Annotated in this window: 14 protein-coding genes, 1 tRNA gene and 1 pseudogene; 8 read left to right on the forward strand and 8 right to left on the reverse strand. The window is 73.9% G+C overall.

The genetic code is table 11. From position 1 onward, the window contains the following. Positions 1 to 10 precede the first annotated feature (10 nt). The 8 genes and pseudogenes from IFT90_RS10535 (at position 11) to IFT90_RS10570 (ending at position 9,157) form a co-directional block, all read left to right on the forward strand. Positions 11 to 856: an exodeoxyribonuclease III gene (locus tag IFT90_RS10535; protein ID WP_192042100.1), complete on the forward strand. Its 846-nt coding sequence runs from the start codon at positions 11 to 13 to the stop codon at positions 854 to 856. A gap of 53 nt (positions 857 to 909) precedes the next feature. After that, on the forward strand, positions 910 to 1,938 hold the full coding sequence (gene trpS, locus IFT90_RS10540) for a tryptophan--tRNA ligase (protein ID WP_192042101.1): 1,029 nt from the start codon (positions 910 to 912) through the stop codon (positions 1,936 to 1,938). Between the two features lie 2 nt (positions 1,939 to 1,940). Continuing rightward, positions 1,941 to 2,651 (forward strand): GNAT family N-acetyltransferase, encoded by a 711-nt coding sequence (locus IFT90_RS10545; RefSeq protein ID WP_192042102.1) that lies wholly within the window; start codon positions 1,941 to 1,943, stop codon positions 2,649 to 2,651. Between the two features lie 62 nt (positions 2,652 to 2,713). Continuing rightward, positions 2,714 to 3,715, forward strand: coding sequence for a bifunctional diaminohydroxyphosphoribosylaminopyrimidine deaminase/5-amino-6-(5-phosphoribosylamino)uracil reductase RibD (gene ribD / locus IFT90_RS10550; RefSeq protein ID WP_192042366.1), 1,002 nt, complete (start codon positions 2,714 to 2,716; stop codon positions 3,713 to 3,715). A gap of 23 nt (positions 3,716 to 3,738) precedes the next feature. Further along, a pseudogene (gene ribA, locus IFT90_RS10555) lies at positions 3,739 to 4,365 on the forward strand (GTP cyclohydrolase II); the annotation flags it as partial. A gap of 246 nt (positions 4,366 to 4,611) precedes the next feature. Then, positions 4,612 to 5,958, forward strand: coding sequence for an MFS transporter (locus tag IFT90_RS10560; protein WP_192042104.1), 1,347 nt, complete (start codon positions 4,612 to 4,614; stop codon positions 5,956 to 5,958). A gap of 124 nt (positions 5,959 to 6,082) precedes the next feature. Then, complete coding sequence (locus tag IFT90_RS10565) at positions 6,083 to 7,996, forward strand: ABC transporter ATP-binding protein (RefSeq protein WP_192042105.1); 1,914 nt, start codon at positions 6,083 to 6,085, stop codon at positions 7,994 to 7,996. 111 nt (positions 7,997 to 8,107) lie between these two features. Then, positions 8,108 to 9,157 carry an enoyl-CoA hydratase/isomerase family protein gene (locus IFT90_RS10570; protein WP_192042106.1) on the forward strand — a complete coding sequence of 350 codons (1,050 nt, stop codon included), beginning with the start codon at positions 8,108 to 8,110 and terminating at the stop codon, positions 9,155 to 9,157. A 17-nt stretch (positions 9,158 to 9,174) separates the two neighbouring features. Here the strand turns inward: IFT90_RS10570 and IFT90_RS10575 are convergent, their stop codons facing one another. The 8 genes from IFT90_RS10575 to IFT90_RS10610 form a co-directional block, all read right to left on the reverse strand. Beyond that, on the reverse strand, positions 9,175 to 10,251 hold the full coding sequence (locus IFT90_RS10575; RefSeq protein WP_192042107.1) for a Gfo/Idh/MocA family oxidoreductase: 1,077 nt from the start codon (positions 10,249 to 10,251) through the stop codon (positions 9,175 to 9,177). Beyond that, complete coding sequence (locus tag IFT90_RS10580; RefSeq protein WP_192042108.1) at positions 10,248 to 11,723, reverse strand: aldehyde dehydrogenase family protein; 1,476 nt, start codon at positions 11,721 to 11,723, stop codon at positions 10,248 to 10,250. Before IFT90_RS10580 ends, IFT90_RS10575 begins: the two co-directional genes overlap by 4 nt. Further along, positions 11,720 to 12,292 (reverse strand): isochorismatase family protein, encoded by a 573-nt coding sequence (locus IFT90_RS10585; protein WP_192042109.1) that lies wholly within the window; start codon positions 12,290 to 12,292, stop codon positions 11,720 to 11,722. Before IFT90_RS10585 ends, IFT90_RS10580 begins: the two co-directional genes overlap by 4 nt. A 74-nt stretch (positions 12,293 to 12,366) precedes the next feature. Further along, positions 12,367 to 13,956 (reverse strand): D-alanyl-D-alanine carboxypeptidase/D-alanyl-D-alanine-endopeptidase, encoded by a 1,590-nt coding sequence (gene dacB / locus IFT90_RS10590; protein ID WP_192042110.1) that lies wholly within the window; start codon positions 13,954 to 13,956, stop codon positions 12,367 to 12,369. 104 nt (positions 13,957 to 14,060) lie between these two features. Continuing rightward, a complete protein-coding gene (locus tag IFT90_RS10595) occupies positions 14,061 to 15,041 on the reverse strand; it encodes a Gfo/Idh/MocA family protein (RefSeq protein ID WP_192042111.1) in 981 nt (326 codons plus the stop codon). A 107-nt stretch (positions 15,042 to 15,148) separates the two neighbouring features. Then, positions 15,149 to 15,221 (reverse strand) — tRNA-Thr (locus IFT90_RS10600). 60 nt (positions 15,222 to 15,281) lie between these two features. Continuing rightward, positions 15,282 to 15,941, reverse strand: a complete 660-nt coding sequence (locus IFT90_RS10605; protein WP_192042112.1) for a TetR/AcrR family transcriptional regulator — start codon at positions 15,939 to 15,941, stop codon at positions 15,282 to 15,284. 14 nt (positions 15,942 to 15,955) lie between these two features. Beyond that, positions 15,956 to 17,101 (reverse strand): DNA polymerase III subunit delta', encoded by a 1,146-nt coding sequence (locus tag IFT90_RS10610; RefSeq protein ID WP_192042113.1) that lies wholly within the window; start codon positions 17,099 to 17,101, stop codon positions 15,956 to 15,958. Positions 17,102 to 17,106 lie beyond the last annotated feature (5 nt).

Here is a 17,106-nt window from a genome sequence, read left to right on the forward strand (position 1 = left end):
TCTCTCTGGCATGGGTTCTCGTCTGCGTCTCGCCTCGGTCAACGTCAACGGCATCCGTGCCGCGTACCGCAAGGGCATGGGCGAGTGGCTGGCCGACCGTGACGTCGACGTCCTCACCCTGCAAGAGGTGCGGGCCTCGACCGACGACCTCGAGGGCCTGCTCGGCCCCGAGTGGAACGTGCTGCACCACCCCGCCACGGCCAAGGGCCGCGCGGGCGTGGCGATCGCCTCCCGGGGCGCCGCCCGCATCCACCGCGTCGAGCTCGGCCCCGACGACTTCGACAGCGCCGGCCGGTGGATCGAGGCCGACTACGACGTCGACGGCACGATCGTCACGGTCGTGAGCACCTACGTGCACTCGGGCGAGGTCGGCACCGACAAGCAGGACGAGAAGTGGAAGTTCCTCGACGCGATGAGCCAGCGGCTGCCCCAGCTCGCCGCGCACTCCGAGCTCGCCGTCGTCACGGGCGACCTCAACGTCGGGCACCGCGAGCTCGACATCAAGAACTGGAAGGGCAACGTCAAGCGCGCCGGCTTCCTGCCGCGCGAGCGCGCCTACTTCGACCGGTTCTTCGGGCCCGAGGGCGAGCCCGTCGAGACCGCCGACGGCGAGGGCGGCACGGGCCTCGGCTGGGTCGACGTCGGCCGCCGCCTGGCCGGCGAGGTCGAGGGGCCCTACTCGTGGTGGTCGTGGCGCGGCCAGGCCTTCGACAACGACACCGGCTGGCGCATCGACTACCACGTGGCGACGCCCGCCCTCGCTGAGCGCGCCTCCGGCCTCGTCGTCGACCGGGCCGCCTCCTACGACAAGCGCTGGTCCGACCACGCGCCCGTCGTCGTCGACTACGACATCTGACCCCGCACCGCCGACGCCGGGCCTCCTCCCCGGCTCTCTCCCCCTAGGACGCCATGACCAGCACCTCCGCCCCGGCCGCCGCCCGGCCCCGCCTCTTCTCCGGCATGCAGCCGACCTCCGACTCCCTGCACGTCGGCAACTACGTCGGCGCGCTGCTGCAGTGGCGTGAGCTGCAGTCCAGCCACGACGCCCTGTTCTGCGTGGTCGACATGCACGCCATCACCGTCCCGCAAGATCCTGCGACGCTCCGCGAGCAGACCCGCCGCACCGCCGCCCAGTACATCGCCGCGGGCATCGACCCCGAGAAGTCGACGCTCTTCATCCAGTCGCACGTGCCCGCGCACGCGCAGCTGGCCTGGGTGCTGAACACGCTGACGGGCTTCGGCGAGGCCAGTCGGATGACCCAGTTCAAGGACAAGTCGGCCAAGCAGGGCGCCGACGCGGCCACCCTCGGCCTCTTCGCCTACCCGACGCTCATGGCGGCCGACATCCTGCTCTACCAGGCCGAGTCCGTGCCGGTCGGGGACGACCAGCGCCAGCACGTCGAGCTCACCCGCGACCTGGCGGGGCGCTTCAACTCCCGGTACGGCCAGACCTTCGTCGTGCCCGAGGCGGCCATCCTCAAGGAGACCGCCCGCATCTACGACCTGCAGACGCCCGAGTCGAAGATGAGCAAGTCGGCCGCGACCGACTCCGGCATCGTCTGGATGCTGGACGAGCCGTCGCGCACGGCGAAGAAGATCAAGTCGGCCGTCACCGACACGGAGCGCGAGATCCGTTTCGACCGCGGGGCCAAGGCCGGCGTGTCCAACCTGTTGACCATCCTCTCCGCCTTCTCCGGCACGACCGTCGGCGCGCTCGAGCAGCAGTACGAGGGGCGCGGCTACGGCGACCTCAAGAAGGACGTGGCCGAGGTCGTCGTCGAGACCTTCACCCCGATCCGTGCCCGGACGCTCGAGCTGCTCGACGACCCGGCCGAGCTCGACCGCGTGCTCGCCGGCAACGCCGAGCGCGCCGACGCCATCGCCCAGGCGACGCTCGACACCGTGTACGACCGCATCGGGTTCGTCCGCAGGGCCTGACCGTGCAGCCGTTCGTGCTCGAGTCGCCGGCCGTCCGTCTGGAGGTGCCGGGCCCGGCCGACGTCGAGGCCATCGTCGACGCCTGCCAGGACCCGGTGCTGCAGCGCTTCACGACCGTCCCTGCGCCCTACGCGCGGTCGGACGCGGCGTTCTTCCTCGAGCGCATCGTCGACCACGGCTGGGCGACGGGACGCGAGGCCACCTGGGGCCTGCGCGGCCCGGGCTCGTCGCTGCTGCTCGGAGTCGTGAGCGTCCGGCTCGGCACCCGCGACATCGGGTTCTGGACGGCGCCGGAGGCCCGCGGCCGCGGCCTGATGACCGCGGCGGTGCGTCTCGTCGCCGACTGGGCTCTGGGCGAGGCCGGCCTCGACCAGCTGCACTGGGAGGGCTACGTCGGGAACGACGCCTCCGCCGCCGTCGCGCGCCGCTGCGGCTTCACCTACACGGGCGCCGGGCCGGGCATGCACCCCGGCCGCGACGGCGCACGGCCCCTCTGCTGGAAGGCGCGGCTGCGCCCCGGCGACGACCGCCTCCCGAAGCAGGGCTGGCCCGACCTCTCCGGCGGGGCCGCCCGGGACCACACCGCCGATGCCGCCGACGCCGAGGCCGGTCGACACGACCGCGACCGCTCCCGGGAATGGCCGCGGGTCGACGACGTTGACCACAGAGGCCCGCAGACGCCGGGCACGCCCCGTCTCCCGGAGGACTCGTGACCGACCCGAACACCGCGCCCGCGCCGTCGGACGGCCCGGACGACCTCGTCGTCGAGGCCGCCATGCGGCGTGCGCTCGAGCTGGCGGCTCGCGGCCCTGCCCGGGGCGCCAACCCCCAGGTGGGCTGCGTGCTCCTCCGACCGGACGGCAGCACCGCGGCGGAGGGCTGGCACCGCGGCGCGGGAACGCCGCACGCCGAGATCGACGCCCTGGCGGAGCTCGGGGACGCCGGAGCCGCCGGTCTCACCGCCGTCGTCACCCTCGAGCCGTGCGACCACACCGGCCGGACCGGGCCGTGCAGCACCGCCCTGATCGCCGCGGGCGTGGCGCGCGTCGTGTACGCCGTCGACGACCCGGGCGAGCAGTCCTCGGGAGGCGGCGCCCGCCTCCTCGAGGCAGGCGTCGCGGTCGAGCGAGGCCTCCTCGTCGACGAGGCGACGGAGCTCGTGCGCCGGTGGCTGGTCCCGGCTCGGCACCACCGGCCGTTCGTGACCGTGAAGTGGGCCTCGAGCCTCGACGGTCGCGCCGCGGCCGCGGACGGCACGAGCCGCTGGATCACCGGCGCCGCCGCGCGGCAGCACGTGCACGAGGTGCGCGCCGACCACGACGCGATCCTCGTGGGCACCGGCACCGTGTTCGCCGACGACCCGAGCCTCACGGCGCGGGGCGACGGCGGCGAGCTGCTCGCCGACCAGCCCGTGCCGGTGGTCGTGGGTGACCGTCCCGTCCCTGCCGGGGCCCGCCTCCGGAGCCACCCTCGAGAGCTCGTGCAGCTCGGGGGCCACGACCCCGAGGCAGCGCTCGGCGCCCTCTGGCGGCTCGGCGTCCGCAGCGTGCTCGTCGAGGGCGGCCCGACCGTGGCCAGCGCCTTCGTCCGCGCCGGCCTCGTCGACGACTACCTCGTCTACCTCGCCCCGACGCTGATCGGCGGCGCGCTCACCGCGCTCGACGACCTCGGCGTCGCCACGATCGACGACCAGCGACGCCTCCGCGTCGCCGACGTCACCCTGCTCGGCACCGACCTGCTGGTCGTGGCCCGCGACGACACCCGGAGCACCCCATGACCGACGCCCACTCCCCCGACTCCCCCCGCGTCTCGCACGTGACCTTCGAGGTCGAGACCACCGTCCCCACCTCGCACGGCACGTTCCGGATGCGCGCCTACACCGACGTCGAGACCGGTGCCGACCACATCGCGATCGTCGCCTCCGGGCCCGACGGCGCCGCCCCCTCCGACGGGGCGCTCGTGCGGGTCCACTCCGAGTGCCTGACCGGCGAGGCCTTCGGCTCGCTCAAGTGCGAGTGCGGCCCCCAGCTCGACGCCGCCCTCGACACGATCCGCGACCACGGCGGGGTCGTCGTCTACCTGCGCGGCCACGAGGGCCGAGGCATCGGGCTCATCAACAAGCTGCGCGCCTACCGGCTGCAGGAGGACGGCCTCGACACCCTCGACGCCAACCTGGCGCTCGGCCTGCCCGCCGACTCCCGTCAGTACGGCGCCGCCGCCGACATGCTGCGCGACCTCGGCGTCACGTCGGTCCGGCTGCTCAGCAACAACCCCGAGAAGCGCCGCCAGCTCGTGGAGCACGGGATCGAGGTGCTCGAGTCCGTGCCCCTCGTCGTCGGCGTGGGGGCCTTCAACGAGGGCTACCTCGACACGAAGCGCGACCGCATGGGCCACGAGCTGCCCGGGCAGCTGCACGGCGACGCCTGACCCGCCGTGGCAGCACCTCGGTCGGCGTCGGCGCGACCGGCGGCACCGGCGGCACGGGCGGCACCGGCGGCACGTAAGATGGACGACGGCTGTCACGAGCGGCCCCTGCACCTCCGCACCACGGCACCGCGCGCCCCGTCCACCACCCGGGGCCACTTCTCCGCCTCCGACCCCGTCGAGCCCATCTGGCACCGGACGTCGTCGAGGCCGCCTCCCCTCGTCCCCTCCTGCTGCCCCGGAGTCCCCATGTCCCGCAACGCCGTCGCGCCGTCGACGTCCGCCTCCCCGCCCGTCAACAAGCGCTCGCGCGTAGTCCTCGCGAGCCTCGTGGGCACCTCCATCGAGTTCTACGACTTCTACGTCTACGCGACCGCCGCCGTGCTCGTGTTCCCCACGATCTTCTTCGCGAACGACGACCCGGCCGTCGCGAGGCTCGCCTCGTTCGCGGTCTTCGGGGTCGCGTTCATCGCGCGCCCCGTCGGCTCGATCGTGTTCGGCCACTTCGGCGACCGCATCGGCCGCAAGGGCACCCTCGTCGCCTCGCTGCTGACCATGGGCGTCGCGACCGTGCTGATCGGCTGCATCCCCGCCGGCACGACGCCGGGCTGGGCAGTCGCCGGGCCCGCCTGCCTGGTCGTGCTGCGCTTCTGCCAGGGCCTGGGGCTCGGCGGGGAGTGGAGCGGCGCCGCGTTGCTCGCGACCGAGAACGCCCCCGCCGGCCGACGGGCGATCTGGGGGACGTTCCCGCAGCTGGGCGCCCCGATCGGCTTCATCATCGCCAACCTCGTGTTCATCGTCCTCAACGCGAACCTGACCGACGAGCAGTTCCTCAGCTGGGGCTGGCGCGTGCCGTTCCTCGCGAGCGCGCTGCTCGTGATCATCGGTCTGTACGTGCGCTTCAAGCTCATCGAGACCCCGGCGTTCCAGGCCGTGGTCGACTCGGGCAACGTCGCGAAGCTGCCGCTCGCCCGCGTCTTCACGACGAGCTGGCGCCCGCTGATCCTCGGCACGTTCATCATGCTGGCGACGTACACGCTCTTCTACCTGATGACGACGTTCACGCTGACGTACGGCACCGCGGAGGCGTCGGGCGAGGCCCCGGGGCTGGGGATCGACCGCACGCAGTTCCTGCTGATGCTCATCTTCGGCTGTGTCTTCTTCGGCATCTTCACCCTGGTGTCGGGCCCGCTGGCCGAGCGGTTCGGCCGACGTGCCCTGCTCATCGTCGTGACGAGCGCGATCCTCGTGTTCGGGTTCCTGTTCGCCCCGTTCTTCTCCGCCGGCGCGGTCGGGGCCCAGGGCCTGCTGATCGTCGGGTTCACGCTGATGGGGCTCACCTTCGGCCCGATGGGCGCGGTGCTGCCCGAGCTGTTCCCGACGAGCGTGCGCTACACCGGCTCGGCCATCAGCTACAACGTCGCCAGCATCCTCGGCGCGGCCGTCGCCCCGTTCATCGCGGTCGCCCTCTGGCAGGCAGCCGGCGGCAGCACCTGGCTCGTGGGCCTGTACCTCTCGTCGATGGCCGTGCTCACGCTCGTCGCGCTGCTGCTCAGCCGCGAGACGAAGCACGTGGAGTACGACGCCGCGGGCTGAGCGGCAGCGGTCCCGGCGCAGGCCGCCGGGACCGCGCGCCGTCCCAGCGGAGGCGCAGGTGGCTCGGGACGGGACGAAGTACCGTGGTCCCGGCGATCCGCCGCGACCTTCCCCGAGAGGCACCATGAGCTCCGACACGAGCCGCTCCGACCCGAGCACTCGATCCGCGTCGTCCCCCGCACCTGCCCCCGCGCCCGCTCGACGAGGACGGGCAGGTCGGACGGGCCGCCGAGAGGCGGACGGGCCCCGCGCGACGTTCCGCCAGCTGCTGCCGTACCTCTTCGAGCACAAGAAGGTGATGGTCGTCATCATCGTGCTCAGCGTGCTGGGCGCCGCCGCCTCGCTCGGCCAGCCCCTCCTCGTCAGCCAGGTCATCACGCTCGTGCAGCAGGGCGAGACGCTCGGCCGGCTCGTCTGGGCGCTCGTCGCCCTGGTCGTCGTCGCCGGCCTGCTGAGCGGGTTCCAGCACTACCTGCTGCAGCGCACCGGCGAGGGCGTCGTGCTCTCGAGCCGCCGCCGGCTCGTGGCGAGCCTGCTGCACCTGCCGGTCAGCGAGTTCGACCGTCGACGCACGGGCGACCTCGTGTCGCGCGTCGGCAGCGACACGACCCTGCTGCGGGCCGTGCTGACCCAGGGCCTCGTCGAGGCGATCGGCGGCTCCCTGACCTTCGTCGGCGCCCTGGTCGGCATGTTCCTGATCGACCCCGTCCTGCTCGGCCTCACCGTGCTCGTGGTCGCCGTCTCGGTGACGGTCGTCGTGCTGCTCTCGGGCCGCATCCGCGTCGCCAGCCGGCGCGCACAGGAGAAGGTCGGCGACCTGACCGCCGCCGTCGAGCGGTCGATCAGCTCGGTGCGGACGATCCGCGCGAGCGGCGCGACGGAACGGGAGATCACCGGCGTCCAGGCCGACGCCGAGGGCGCCTACCGGCGGGGCCTCGAGGTCGCGCGCATCTCGGCGCTCGTCGTGCCCATCGCCTCCGTCGCGCTGCAGGCGTCGTTCCTCGTCGTGCTGGGCGTCGGCGGCTTCCGCGTCGCGAACGGCACGATCGACATCGCCTCGCTCGTGTCGTTCATCCTGTTCCTCTTCCTGATGATCATGCCGCTCGGCCAGGCCATGGGCGCCGTCCTCAGCGTCAACCAGGCGCTCGGGGCGCTCGGCCGCATCCAGGAGATCCTCGACCTGCCGCGCGAGACGGAGGGCGACGACGTCGTCGCCGCGGGCCTCGGCGGCGACGCCAGGGTCGAGACCGACGCCGCGATCCGCTTCGACGACGTGCACTTCCGCTACCCCGACTCGCCCCCGGCCGTCGACGGCACGGCAGCCGCGAAGGAGGCGCGCGCGGCCTCGGACGACGACCTCACCGTGCTCCGCGGCGTCTCGTTCTCGGCTCCCGTGGGCAAGCGCACCGCCCTGGTCGGCCCGTCCGGAGCCGGCAAGAGCACCATCCTCGCCCTCATCGAGCGCTTCTACGACCCCACCTCCGGCGTCGTCCGTCTCGGCGGGGTGGACGTCCGCGCGCTCGACCGCGTCGACCTGCGCGCGCAGATCGGCTACGTCGAACAGGACGCCGCGGTCCTGGCGGGCACCCTGCGCGACAACCTCACCCTCGGCTCGCCCGAGGCCACCGACGACGACTGCCGCCGGGTGCTCGAGGCGGTCAACCTCACCGCCGTGCTCGAGCGCGGCGAGCTCGGCCTCGACGCCCAGGTCGGCGAGGACGGCGTGCTGCTCTCGGGCGGCGAACGCCAGCGCCTCGCGATCGCGCGCACGCTGCTCTCGGCTCCCCCGCTGCTGCTGCTCGACGAGTCGACGTCGAGCCTCGACGGGCTCAACGAGCAGCGCCTCCGGGAGGCCATCGACGCCGTCGCCGAGGGTCGCACCCTGATCGTGATCGCGCACCGGCTCTCGACGGTCGTGGACAGCGACCAGATCGTCGTCGTCGACGACGGACGGGTCGTCGGCGTCGGCACGCACTCCGAGCTGGTCGAGAGCACGCCGCTCTACAAGGACCTCGCGAAGCACCAGCTGCTCGTCTGATCCCCGCCTGCAGGGTCGTGGGGCGCGGGGTCGTGGGTTCGTGGGGTCACGGGGTCATGGGGCCGTGGCCCCGTAGGCCCGCCGGGAGGCCGGGTCGCCTAGCCTGGCCCGATGAGCGACGACGCCCGCGAGCCCGAGGTCCTGTTCCACGTCGACCGGGGCGTGGGGGTCGTCACGCTGAACCGGCCCGGCAAGATCAACGCGGTGACCGAGGGCATGCTCGGCCTGGTGGAGCGCGCCCTCGACGCCTGGCAGGACGACGACGCGGTCGAGGCCCTGCTGCTGCGCGGAGCCGGCCCCCGGGGCTTCTGCGCCGGCGGCGACATCACCGTGATCCACCGCGACGCGACGGCGGACCCTGCCCGCAGCGTGGCGATGTGGCGTAGGGAGTACCGGGGCGCGCTGCGGCTGGCCCGGTGGGACCGTCCGGTCGTCTCGTACCTCGACGGCATCGCCATGGGCGCCGGCGTCGGGCTCGGCGGCCACGTGTCCCTGAGGGTCGTGACGCCGCGCAGCCGCGTCGGCATGCCGGAGACGCTGATCGGCCTGACGCCCGACGCGGGCGGCAGCTACCTGCTCTCGAGGGCGCCCGGCGAGCTGGGCACCCACCTGGCGCTGACCGGTGTCGCGATGACCGCCTCCGACGCGCTGCTCACGGGGTTCGCCGACGTCCTCGTCGCCGAGGAGGGCGAGGCCGGCAGCGACCTCGTGCTGGACGCGCTCGCGACCGGCGGCCCCGACGCCGTCCGGGCCCTCGCCGTCGAGCCTCCCCCGGCGCCCCTAGCCGCCGAGCGCAGCTGGATCGACGACGCGTACCGGGGCGACGACGCACGGCAGGTGCTCGCCCGGCTGCGCGAGCTCGAGCGCGACGGGGTCGTCGCGGCCGGCCGGGCGGCCGACGACCTCGAGGCCGCCTCGCCCACCTCCGTCGTGCTCACCCTGGCCGCCCAGCGCCGGGCACGCGGCCTGCCCGACCTCGAGGCCGTGCTCGGCCAGGAGCTGGGGCTCGTCACCGCCCTGGCCGACTCCCCCGACCTCGTCGAGGGGATCCGCGCCCGGGTGGTCGACAAGGACAGGTCGCCGCGCTGGTCGCCCGGCAGCCTGGCCGACGTCGACGCCGCCGCGGTGCTCGCCCGCGTCGACTGGGACACGCGCCTCTGACCCGCCCCGGGCCGGTGTCAGGCCCCGCCGGCCGACTCCCGTGCCGCCTCGATGACCTCGAGAGCCGCCAGGGCATCGCGCGGGTCGACCGGCAGCGGGCCCGCCCCGCGGAGGGCACGGGCGAGCTGCTCGTAGAACAGCGGGTAACGGCCCCGGTCGGTCGGCTCGGGCCGGGCCTCCGCTCCGATGCCGAGGAGGCCGTGTCGCTCGTCGGGGACGCGACCGTACCCGGGGTCACGGGGCGACGTGCCCGACGCGAGCTGCGCCTCCTGCGGGTCGAGCCCGTCGACGACGTAGGCCCTGGCCGTGCCGAGCACGCGGAGGCGCGGGCCGGGCTGCGCCGCGACGTGGCTCATCCAGAGCCGCGACCGGACACCGCCCTCGTGACGGAGGGACACGAACACGTCGTCGTCGGCGGCTCCCGACGGGCGTCGCCGCGCGATCTCCGCGTGCACGTCGACGACCGGGCCGAACAGGTGCAGGGCCTGGTCGACGAGGTGCGGTCCGAGGTCGAGCAGGATCCCGCCGCCCTCGGCAGCCGTCGCCTCCGACTTCCAGCCCGCGCGGTTCGCGGTCTTCCACGGCTCGAAGCGCGACTCGAAGGTGTGGACGTCGCCGAGCGCGCCGTCCCGCACCAGGCGCGAGGCCGTGAGGTAGTCGCCGTCCCAGCGACGGTTCTGGTACACCGTCAGCGACCGACCGAGCGACTCGGCGAGCTCGATCAGCTGACGAGCCGAGGAGGCGGTGGTCGCGACGGGCTTGTCGACGACGACCGCGGACCCGGCCCGCAGGGCGTCCGCGGCCACGTCGGCGTGCGTCGCGTTCGGCGTCGCGACGACCACCAGGTCGAGGCCGAGCTCGTCGAGGTCGCCCGCGCGCGGGACGATCTCGACTCCGGGGTGGGACGTCCTGGCCTGGTCGGCGCGGTCCGAGTCGCGCGTGACCACGGCGACGAGGTCGTACGAGTCGTCGGCGGCCACGAGCGGCGCGTGGAACACCCGGCCGGCGAGGCCGTAGCCGACGATGCCGACCCGGAGGCGGGACTGCTGCGGCTCCGGGACTCGCTCGGACTGCTGCGGGACCGGGGCGCTCATGCGGCGAAGGGGTCGGGGGTCATCAGGTACACGGTCTCCAGGTACTCCTGGATGCCCTCCAGGCCGCCCTCGCGGCCGAGGCCGGACGCCTTGACGCCGCCGAACGGGGCGGAGGCGTTCGAGACGACGCCGACGTTGAGGCCGAGCATCCCGGTCTCGAGCGTCTCGGCCAGTCGCTGCCCGCGGGCGAGGTCGCGGGTGAACGCGTAGGCCACGAGGCCGAACTCGGTGTCGTTCGCCAGCCGCACCGCCTCCTCCTCGTCGGCGAAGGTCGAGACGGCCAGCACGGGGCCGAAGATCTCCGTCGTGAGCAGCTCGCTGCCCGGCCGCACCCCGTCGAGGACGGTCGCCTCGTAGAACGTGCCCGTGCCGTCGACGCGCGCGCCGCCCGTCCGCACGACGGCGCCGCGGGCGACGGCGTCCCCGACGAGGCGCTCCGCCTTCTCGACCGCGCGGTCGTCGATCAGGGGGCCGACGTCGACGCCGTCGTCGGTGCCGCGGCCGAGCGTCATCGCCGCGACGCGCTCGGTCACGCGGCGGACGAACTCGTCCGCGACCGCCTCGTGCACGAGGAACCGGTTGGCCGCGGTGCAGGCCTGCCCGACGTTGCGGAACTTGGCCAGCAGGGCGCCCTCGACGGCCGCGTCGAGGTCCGCGTCGTCGAAGACGAGGAACGGCGCGTTGCCGCCGAGCTCCATCGACGTGCGGAGCACGCGCTCGGACGCCTGGGCGAGCAGGGTCGAGCCGACCGGCGTCGACCCCGTGAAGCTGAGCTTGCGGAGGCGCGGGTCGCGGATGAGGGGCTCGCAGACGTCGCCGGCCGAGGTCGTCGTCACCACGTTCACCACGCCGTGCGGCACCCCGGCCTCGGCGAGGATCCCGACGAGGGCGAGCGTCGTGAGCGGCGTGAGGTCGGCGGGCTTCACGACCACGGTGCAGCCGGCCGCGAGGGCGGGCGCGATCTTGCGCGTCGCCATCGCGAGGGGGAAGTTCCAGGGGGTGATGAGCAGGCACGGGCCCACGGGGCGCTTCAGCACCACGGTCCGGCCGGTCCCCTCCGGGTTCGTGCCGTAGCGGCCCGAGACGCGCACCGCCTCCTCGCTGGCCCAGCGGACGAACTCCGAGCCGTAGGCCACCTCGCCGCGCGACTCGGCGAGCGGCTTGCCCATCTCGAGCGTCATGAGCAGCGCGAGGTCGTCGGCGCGCTCGCGCAGCAGGTCGAAGGCCCGCCGCAGGATGTCGGAGCGGGTGCGGGGAGGCGTCGCCGCCCAGGCCGCCTGCGCGGCGACGGCGGCGTCGAGGGCGCGGAGCCCGTCGGACGCGTCGCCGTCGGCGACCGTCGCGATCACGTCGCCGGTCGACGGGTCGCGCACGTCGAAGGTGCGGCCCGCGGTCGCCGGCGCCCAGGCCCCGTCGACGTGGAGGCCGGCGGGCACGGCGGCGAGGACGCGAGCCTCGTCGGCGGCGCTCACGAGCGCACCGTCTCGACGCCGGCCGCGCGCAGCTCGTCGAGGGCGGCCGCACTCGGCCCCTCGGCGACGCCGGCGACGAGGTCGGTGAGGACCCTCACGCGGAGCCCGGCCCGCGCCGCGTCGAGCGCGGAGGCGCGGACGCAGTGGTCGGTGGCCAGGCCCACGACGTCGACGTCGGTGACGCCGTGCCGGGCCACGAGCTCGACCAGCGACTCGCCCTGCTCGGTGGCGGCCTCGAAGATCGAGTAGGCCGGGCTGCCCGTGCCCTTGCGCACGTGCTCGTCGACGAGCGAGGCGTCGAGGTCGGGGTGGTACTCGGCGCCCGCCGTGCCGCGGACGCAGTGCGGCGGCCAGGTGTCCACGTAGTCCGGCTCGGCCGAGAAGTGGCCGCCGTTGTCGCCCCGGTCGTCGTGCCAGTCCCGGCTGGCGACGACGACGTCCCAGCGGGCCCGGTCGCCCCGGAGGCGCTCCGTCACCCGGGCGGCGACGCCTGCGCCCCCGGTGACGGCGAGGGCGCCTCCCTCGGTGAAGTCGTTCTGGACGTCGATGACGAAGAGCGCGGTGGTCATGCTCCCATCCTCCCTCTGTGGCCTGGTGCTGTGCTGGTGCCGATGCGGTGCGGTGCGGTGCCGGGCCGTCCCGGTCAGCTGTTCGCGAGCGAGTTCCCGCAGCGCCACACCGACGCCGTGAGGGTGTCGAGGGCGCTGCGGGCGTTGTCCTTCACCGGGCCGATGGCGTAGAACGCGAAGGTCAGCGGCGTCCCGTCGGCCGAGTCGATCGAGCCGGCGAGCGTGTACGCCGTGTCGATCCAGCCGGTCTTGGCGTGGACGGCACCGCGCGCGGCGGCGTTCGAGCCGGTGAAGCGCGACGCGAGCGTCCCGGTCCGGCCCGAGATCGGCAGGGCGTCGTAGACGGCCCCGAGACCGTGGGCGCGGTCACGCACCTGGATCATCAGGCGGGCCACGAAGGTCGACGGCACCGCGTTGTCCTCACTGAGCCCCGAGCCGTCGACGATCGTCACGACGGACGCGTCCAGCCCGTAGGTGCCGCTCAGCGCCGACCGGTACAGGGCCGTCAAGGAGGCGGCGGACCCGTCCGCACCCGACTCCCGCGACGAGGCCCGCGCGAGCATCTCGGCCAGCGTGTTGTCCGAGTTCGGCAGCATCTGGCCGATGAGGGTCGAGACCGGCTGCGACTGCACCGAGCCCAGCACCGTCCCGCTGCTCGCGGTGCCCTGCGAGATCGACGCCGATGCCGCCCCCGAGACGCCCGCGGCGACGAGCGCGGACCGGAAGGCGTCGCCGGCCCGGCCGACCGGGTCGGTGCTGCGGGGGCTCGTGACCGCGGAGGGGTCGGCCCGGTCGCCGTCGACCATCAACGCGGTGACCTCGCTGTGGTACCCGATGGTCTGCTCGGTGCGCTTCCACGACGGGTCCCACTTGTCGGCCTGGCTCCACCAGGTGGCGTCGAGCGTGATCTGCGAGACCGGCTGACCGCCGAGGGATGCGGCGACCTGCCCCGCGAGGTCGCTGAGCGTCGGCGCGCCGGAGTACACGCTGCGGCCCGTCGCGCTGAGGGTCGCGTCGCCGCCGCCCACGAGGGCGATCGTCCCGCTGCCCGGGTCGCCCGTGACCGTGGTCGTCAGACGGTGGTCGCCGCCCAGGACCGCGAGCGCGACGGCGCTCGTCAGGGTCTTGAGCACGCTGCCGGTCCGGGCCGGGGTCGACCCGTTCCGGTCGAAGAGGACCTCGCCCGTCGCGGCGTTGACGACCGATCCCTCGAACTGGGCGAGACGTGTGTCGGAGGCGGCGGCGGCGACCGAGCAGGTGCGCAGCTTGGTCGCGGGGGGCACGACCGAAGGCGTGACCCGCTGGGGGTCGGGCGCCTCGGTGGGGTCGGGCGTGACCGTGACGACGTCGGCAGGTTCGCTGCTGCCGTCGCGGTCCGCTCCGGACAGGGCACCCGACGCGACGGGAGCATCGGGGGCGGTCGCGGCGCCGGCGGCGACCGCACCGCCGCCGAGCAGGGCGAACGCGAGGACGCCGGCGGTGACCAGCGAGGTGCGGGGGTGCTCCCGCAGGAGGCGCGCGGCCGACGCGCGCACGTCTCGCGTCCGGCCTCCCCCTGCGGTCACGTCCGTGTCCTCGGCCCGCGTCTCGGCCGCCTCCGCACGTACCTCAGGGGTGACGTCGTCGGAGGGGCGGTCGTCGGGGGTCGCGTCCTGCTCGCTCATCGAGGACATCCTACGAAACGCGTGCCTCCTCCGGGGGCCGCGTCCGCGCCTCCTCGGCTCCGGACCTCGCGGGCCGGCTCAGCGAGCCCGCCAGGCCGGCCGGCTCAGCGCTCGGGGTACTGCACGCCGACCTGGCGGCGGACCTCGTCCATGGTGGCCATCACGGCGACGATCCCGTCGGAGGTGAGCGCCGGGCTCTCGAGCTCGCCGGCCTCGGCCAGGCGGGCCAGCTCGAGCGCCTGGTGCTGCATCCCGCGGAGGTCGCCCTCGTCCGAGTCGAACCGCTCGACGACCTCGCCGTCGGCGTCGAGGACGGTGAACCCGCCGGGCGCGTAGAAGGTGTGGTCGATCTCGATGCGGCCCGCGCTGCCGTGCAGGACGGCGTCGTTGCGGCCCGCGGTGTCGAGCGCGCAGAACAGGTTCGACGTCGCTCCGTTCGCGTGGCGCAGCGTGATCCCGGTGCGTCTGTCGACGCCCTGGTCGCTGAGCACGGCCGTGGCCGCGACGGCCTCGACCGGCCCGAGCAGGTCGTGGGCGAACGAGACCGGGTAGACCCCGAGGTCGAGCAGGGCGCCGCCGCCGAGGGCCGGGTCGTTGAGGCGGTGCTGCGGGTCGGTCGGCAGCGACTGCATGTGGGATGCCGTGAGGAGGCGCGGCTCGCCGATCACGCCGCTGCGGACGACCTCACGGAGGCGCGCCTGCTGCGGCAGGTACCGGGTCCACATCGCCTCGAGGGCCACGACGCCGGCCTCACGAGCGGCGGCCAGCACGCGCCCCGCCTCGTCGGCGCTGACGGTGAAGGGCTTCTCGACGAGGACGTGCTTGCCCGCCCGGATGGCGAGGAGGGCGTTCTGTTCGTGGAACACGTGCGGCGTCGCGACGTACACCGCGTCGACCTCAGGATCGGCCACGAGGTCGTCGTAGCTGCCGTGCGCGGTCGTGATGCCGTGGTCTTCCGCGAAGCGCTTGGCCTTGTCGGCGTCACGCGACCCGACGGCCGCGACGGCGATGCCTGCGGCGGCCAGGTCGTTCACGAAGGTGTCGGCGATGCCGCCGGCGCCGAGGATTCCCCATCGGATGCTCATGCGACCTGTCTACCAGTCAGGCTGGTCGGCGGGGCTGCGGAGGAGGGGCCTCCGGGGACGCTGAGGACGGCAGAAGGCCCGATCCTGACGGACCGGGCCTTCGTGGGAGCCGCTTTGGGGAATCGAACCCCAGACCTTCTCATTACGAGTGAGACGCTCTGCCGACTGAGCTAAAGCGGCGGATCTCGATCAGATCGAGAACCCGTGCCTCGCGGCACGATCACCAACTGTAGCGGATTCTCAGACCTGTCGCGTCACGACGCGGCCGAGCTCGGCGAACGACCCCTCCATGCGTGCCCGCAGGCCGTAGCGGTGGTCGGTCGCGTGGTCGGCGTCGTCGTCGTCGATCCACTCGCCCCAGGCGTGCCGGAGCGCGGCGATCGCCACGAGCGTGAGCAGGTGGGCGCTGCTCAGGTCGGACTCCTCCGTGGCGTCGTCCGCACGGCCGGGAGCCGTGGCCAGCCGGCGCGCGACGATGCCGGTGAGGCGCTCCTCGAGCACGCGGGTGGAGGCGATCCGGCGGGCGAGCAGGTCGGGGTGGCTGCGCAGCACCATCCGCCGGCGCTGCACCAGGTCGCGGTCGAAGGTCGCGGTCACGACGGCCTCGTCGAGGAGGCGGATGAGGCCGTCGATGATCGGCTCGTCGTGCGCCCCCAGGAACCGGTCGAGGGACTCCCCCTCGGGCAGGTCGGGCAGGTCGCCGACGACCGCCTCCTCCTTCGACGTGAAGTAGTTGAAGAACGTGCGGGGCGACACGTCGGCGCGGCGGCTGATCATGTCGACGGTGACGGCCTCGAGTCCCTCCTCGCCGATCAGGTCGAGGACGGAGAGCTGGATGGCCCGTCGGGTGGCCAGGCGCTTGCGCTCACGCAGGCCCGGGGCGGCAGTCGGGTCGGTCATGCCGCCATCTTGCCTCACCTGACCGCGTGTCGGCTGACGGCCACCAGCATGGCCTCGAGCGCCAGCGCCGGGGCCACGTTCGACTCGATCCGTCGACGTGCGACGGCGATCGCGTCCATGACCGCGAGCGTGCTCGCCGGCGTCGAGGCCGCGGTCGCCTCGTCGAGCCGGCCACCGACCGCCTGGTTGATGGGCTCCTCCGCGACTCCGAGGTGCAGCAGGAGGACGTCGCGGTACAGCGAGAGCAGGTCGACGAGGATGCGGTCGATGCCGTCGCGGAGGCTCCGGGTCGCCCGGCGCTTCTGGTCGTCCTCCAGCGCGCGGAGCTGGCTGCGGAGTGCAGGGGGCACGGTCCCGCCCGGCTCGACGCCGAGCGACCGGAGGGCGCTCGCGCGCTCCTGGGCGTCACGCTGCTCGGTGATGGCCTTGGCGTCGTCCCCGGCGACGGCGAGCATCGTGGTCGCCGCGTTCACCGCGTCGGACACGCTGCGGATGGCCAGAGCGGTCTCGAGCGTCCGTCGCCGGCGCTCGCGCGCCTCCTCGTCCGTCGCGAGACGGAGCGCCATGCCGATGTGGCTCTGCGCCTCACGGGCCGCCGTGACGGCCGTCTCGTGGTCGATGCCGTCGCGACGCTCGAGCAGGGCGGCCACGTCGGCCACGCTCGGCGTCCGGAGGCGGATGCTGCGGACGCGGGACCGGATCGTGGGGATGAGGTCGGCCTCGCTCGGGGCGCAGAGGATCCACACCGTGCGGGGCGGCGGCTCCTCGAGGGCCTTCAGCAGCAGGTTGCTGGTGCGCTCGGTCATCCGGTCGGCGTCCTCGATGACGACGACGCGGTAGCGGCCGACCGAGGGAGAGAACTGGGACGACGCGACCAGCGACCGCACCTCGTCGATGGTGATGATGATCCGCTCCGTGCTGAGCACGGCCAGGTCGGGGTGCGACCGGGCGTCGACCTGGCGGCTCGTCGCCTCGTCGTCGTGGCCCCGGGACAGCAACGCGGTCGCGAAGGCGTAGGCGAGGTTGGAACGGCCGGAACCGGGCGGGCCGGTGATCAGCCACGAGTGCGTCATCGCCGAGCGGGACGGGTCGGCCGACGCCGCCGCCTTCAGCAGCTCGACGGCGTCGGCCTGACCGGTGAGGCCGTCCCAGCTGCTCATCGCTC

The organism is Frigoribacterium sp. CFBP 8766 (genome assembly GCF_014841435.1).
Taxonomy (GTDB): Bacteria; Actinomycetota; Actinomycetes; order Actinomycetales; family Microbacteriaceae; genus Frigoribacterium.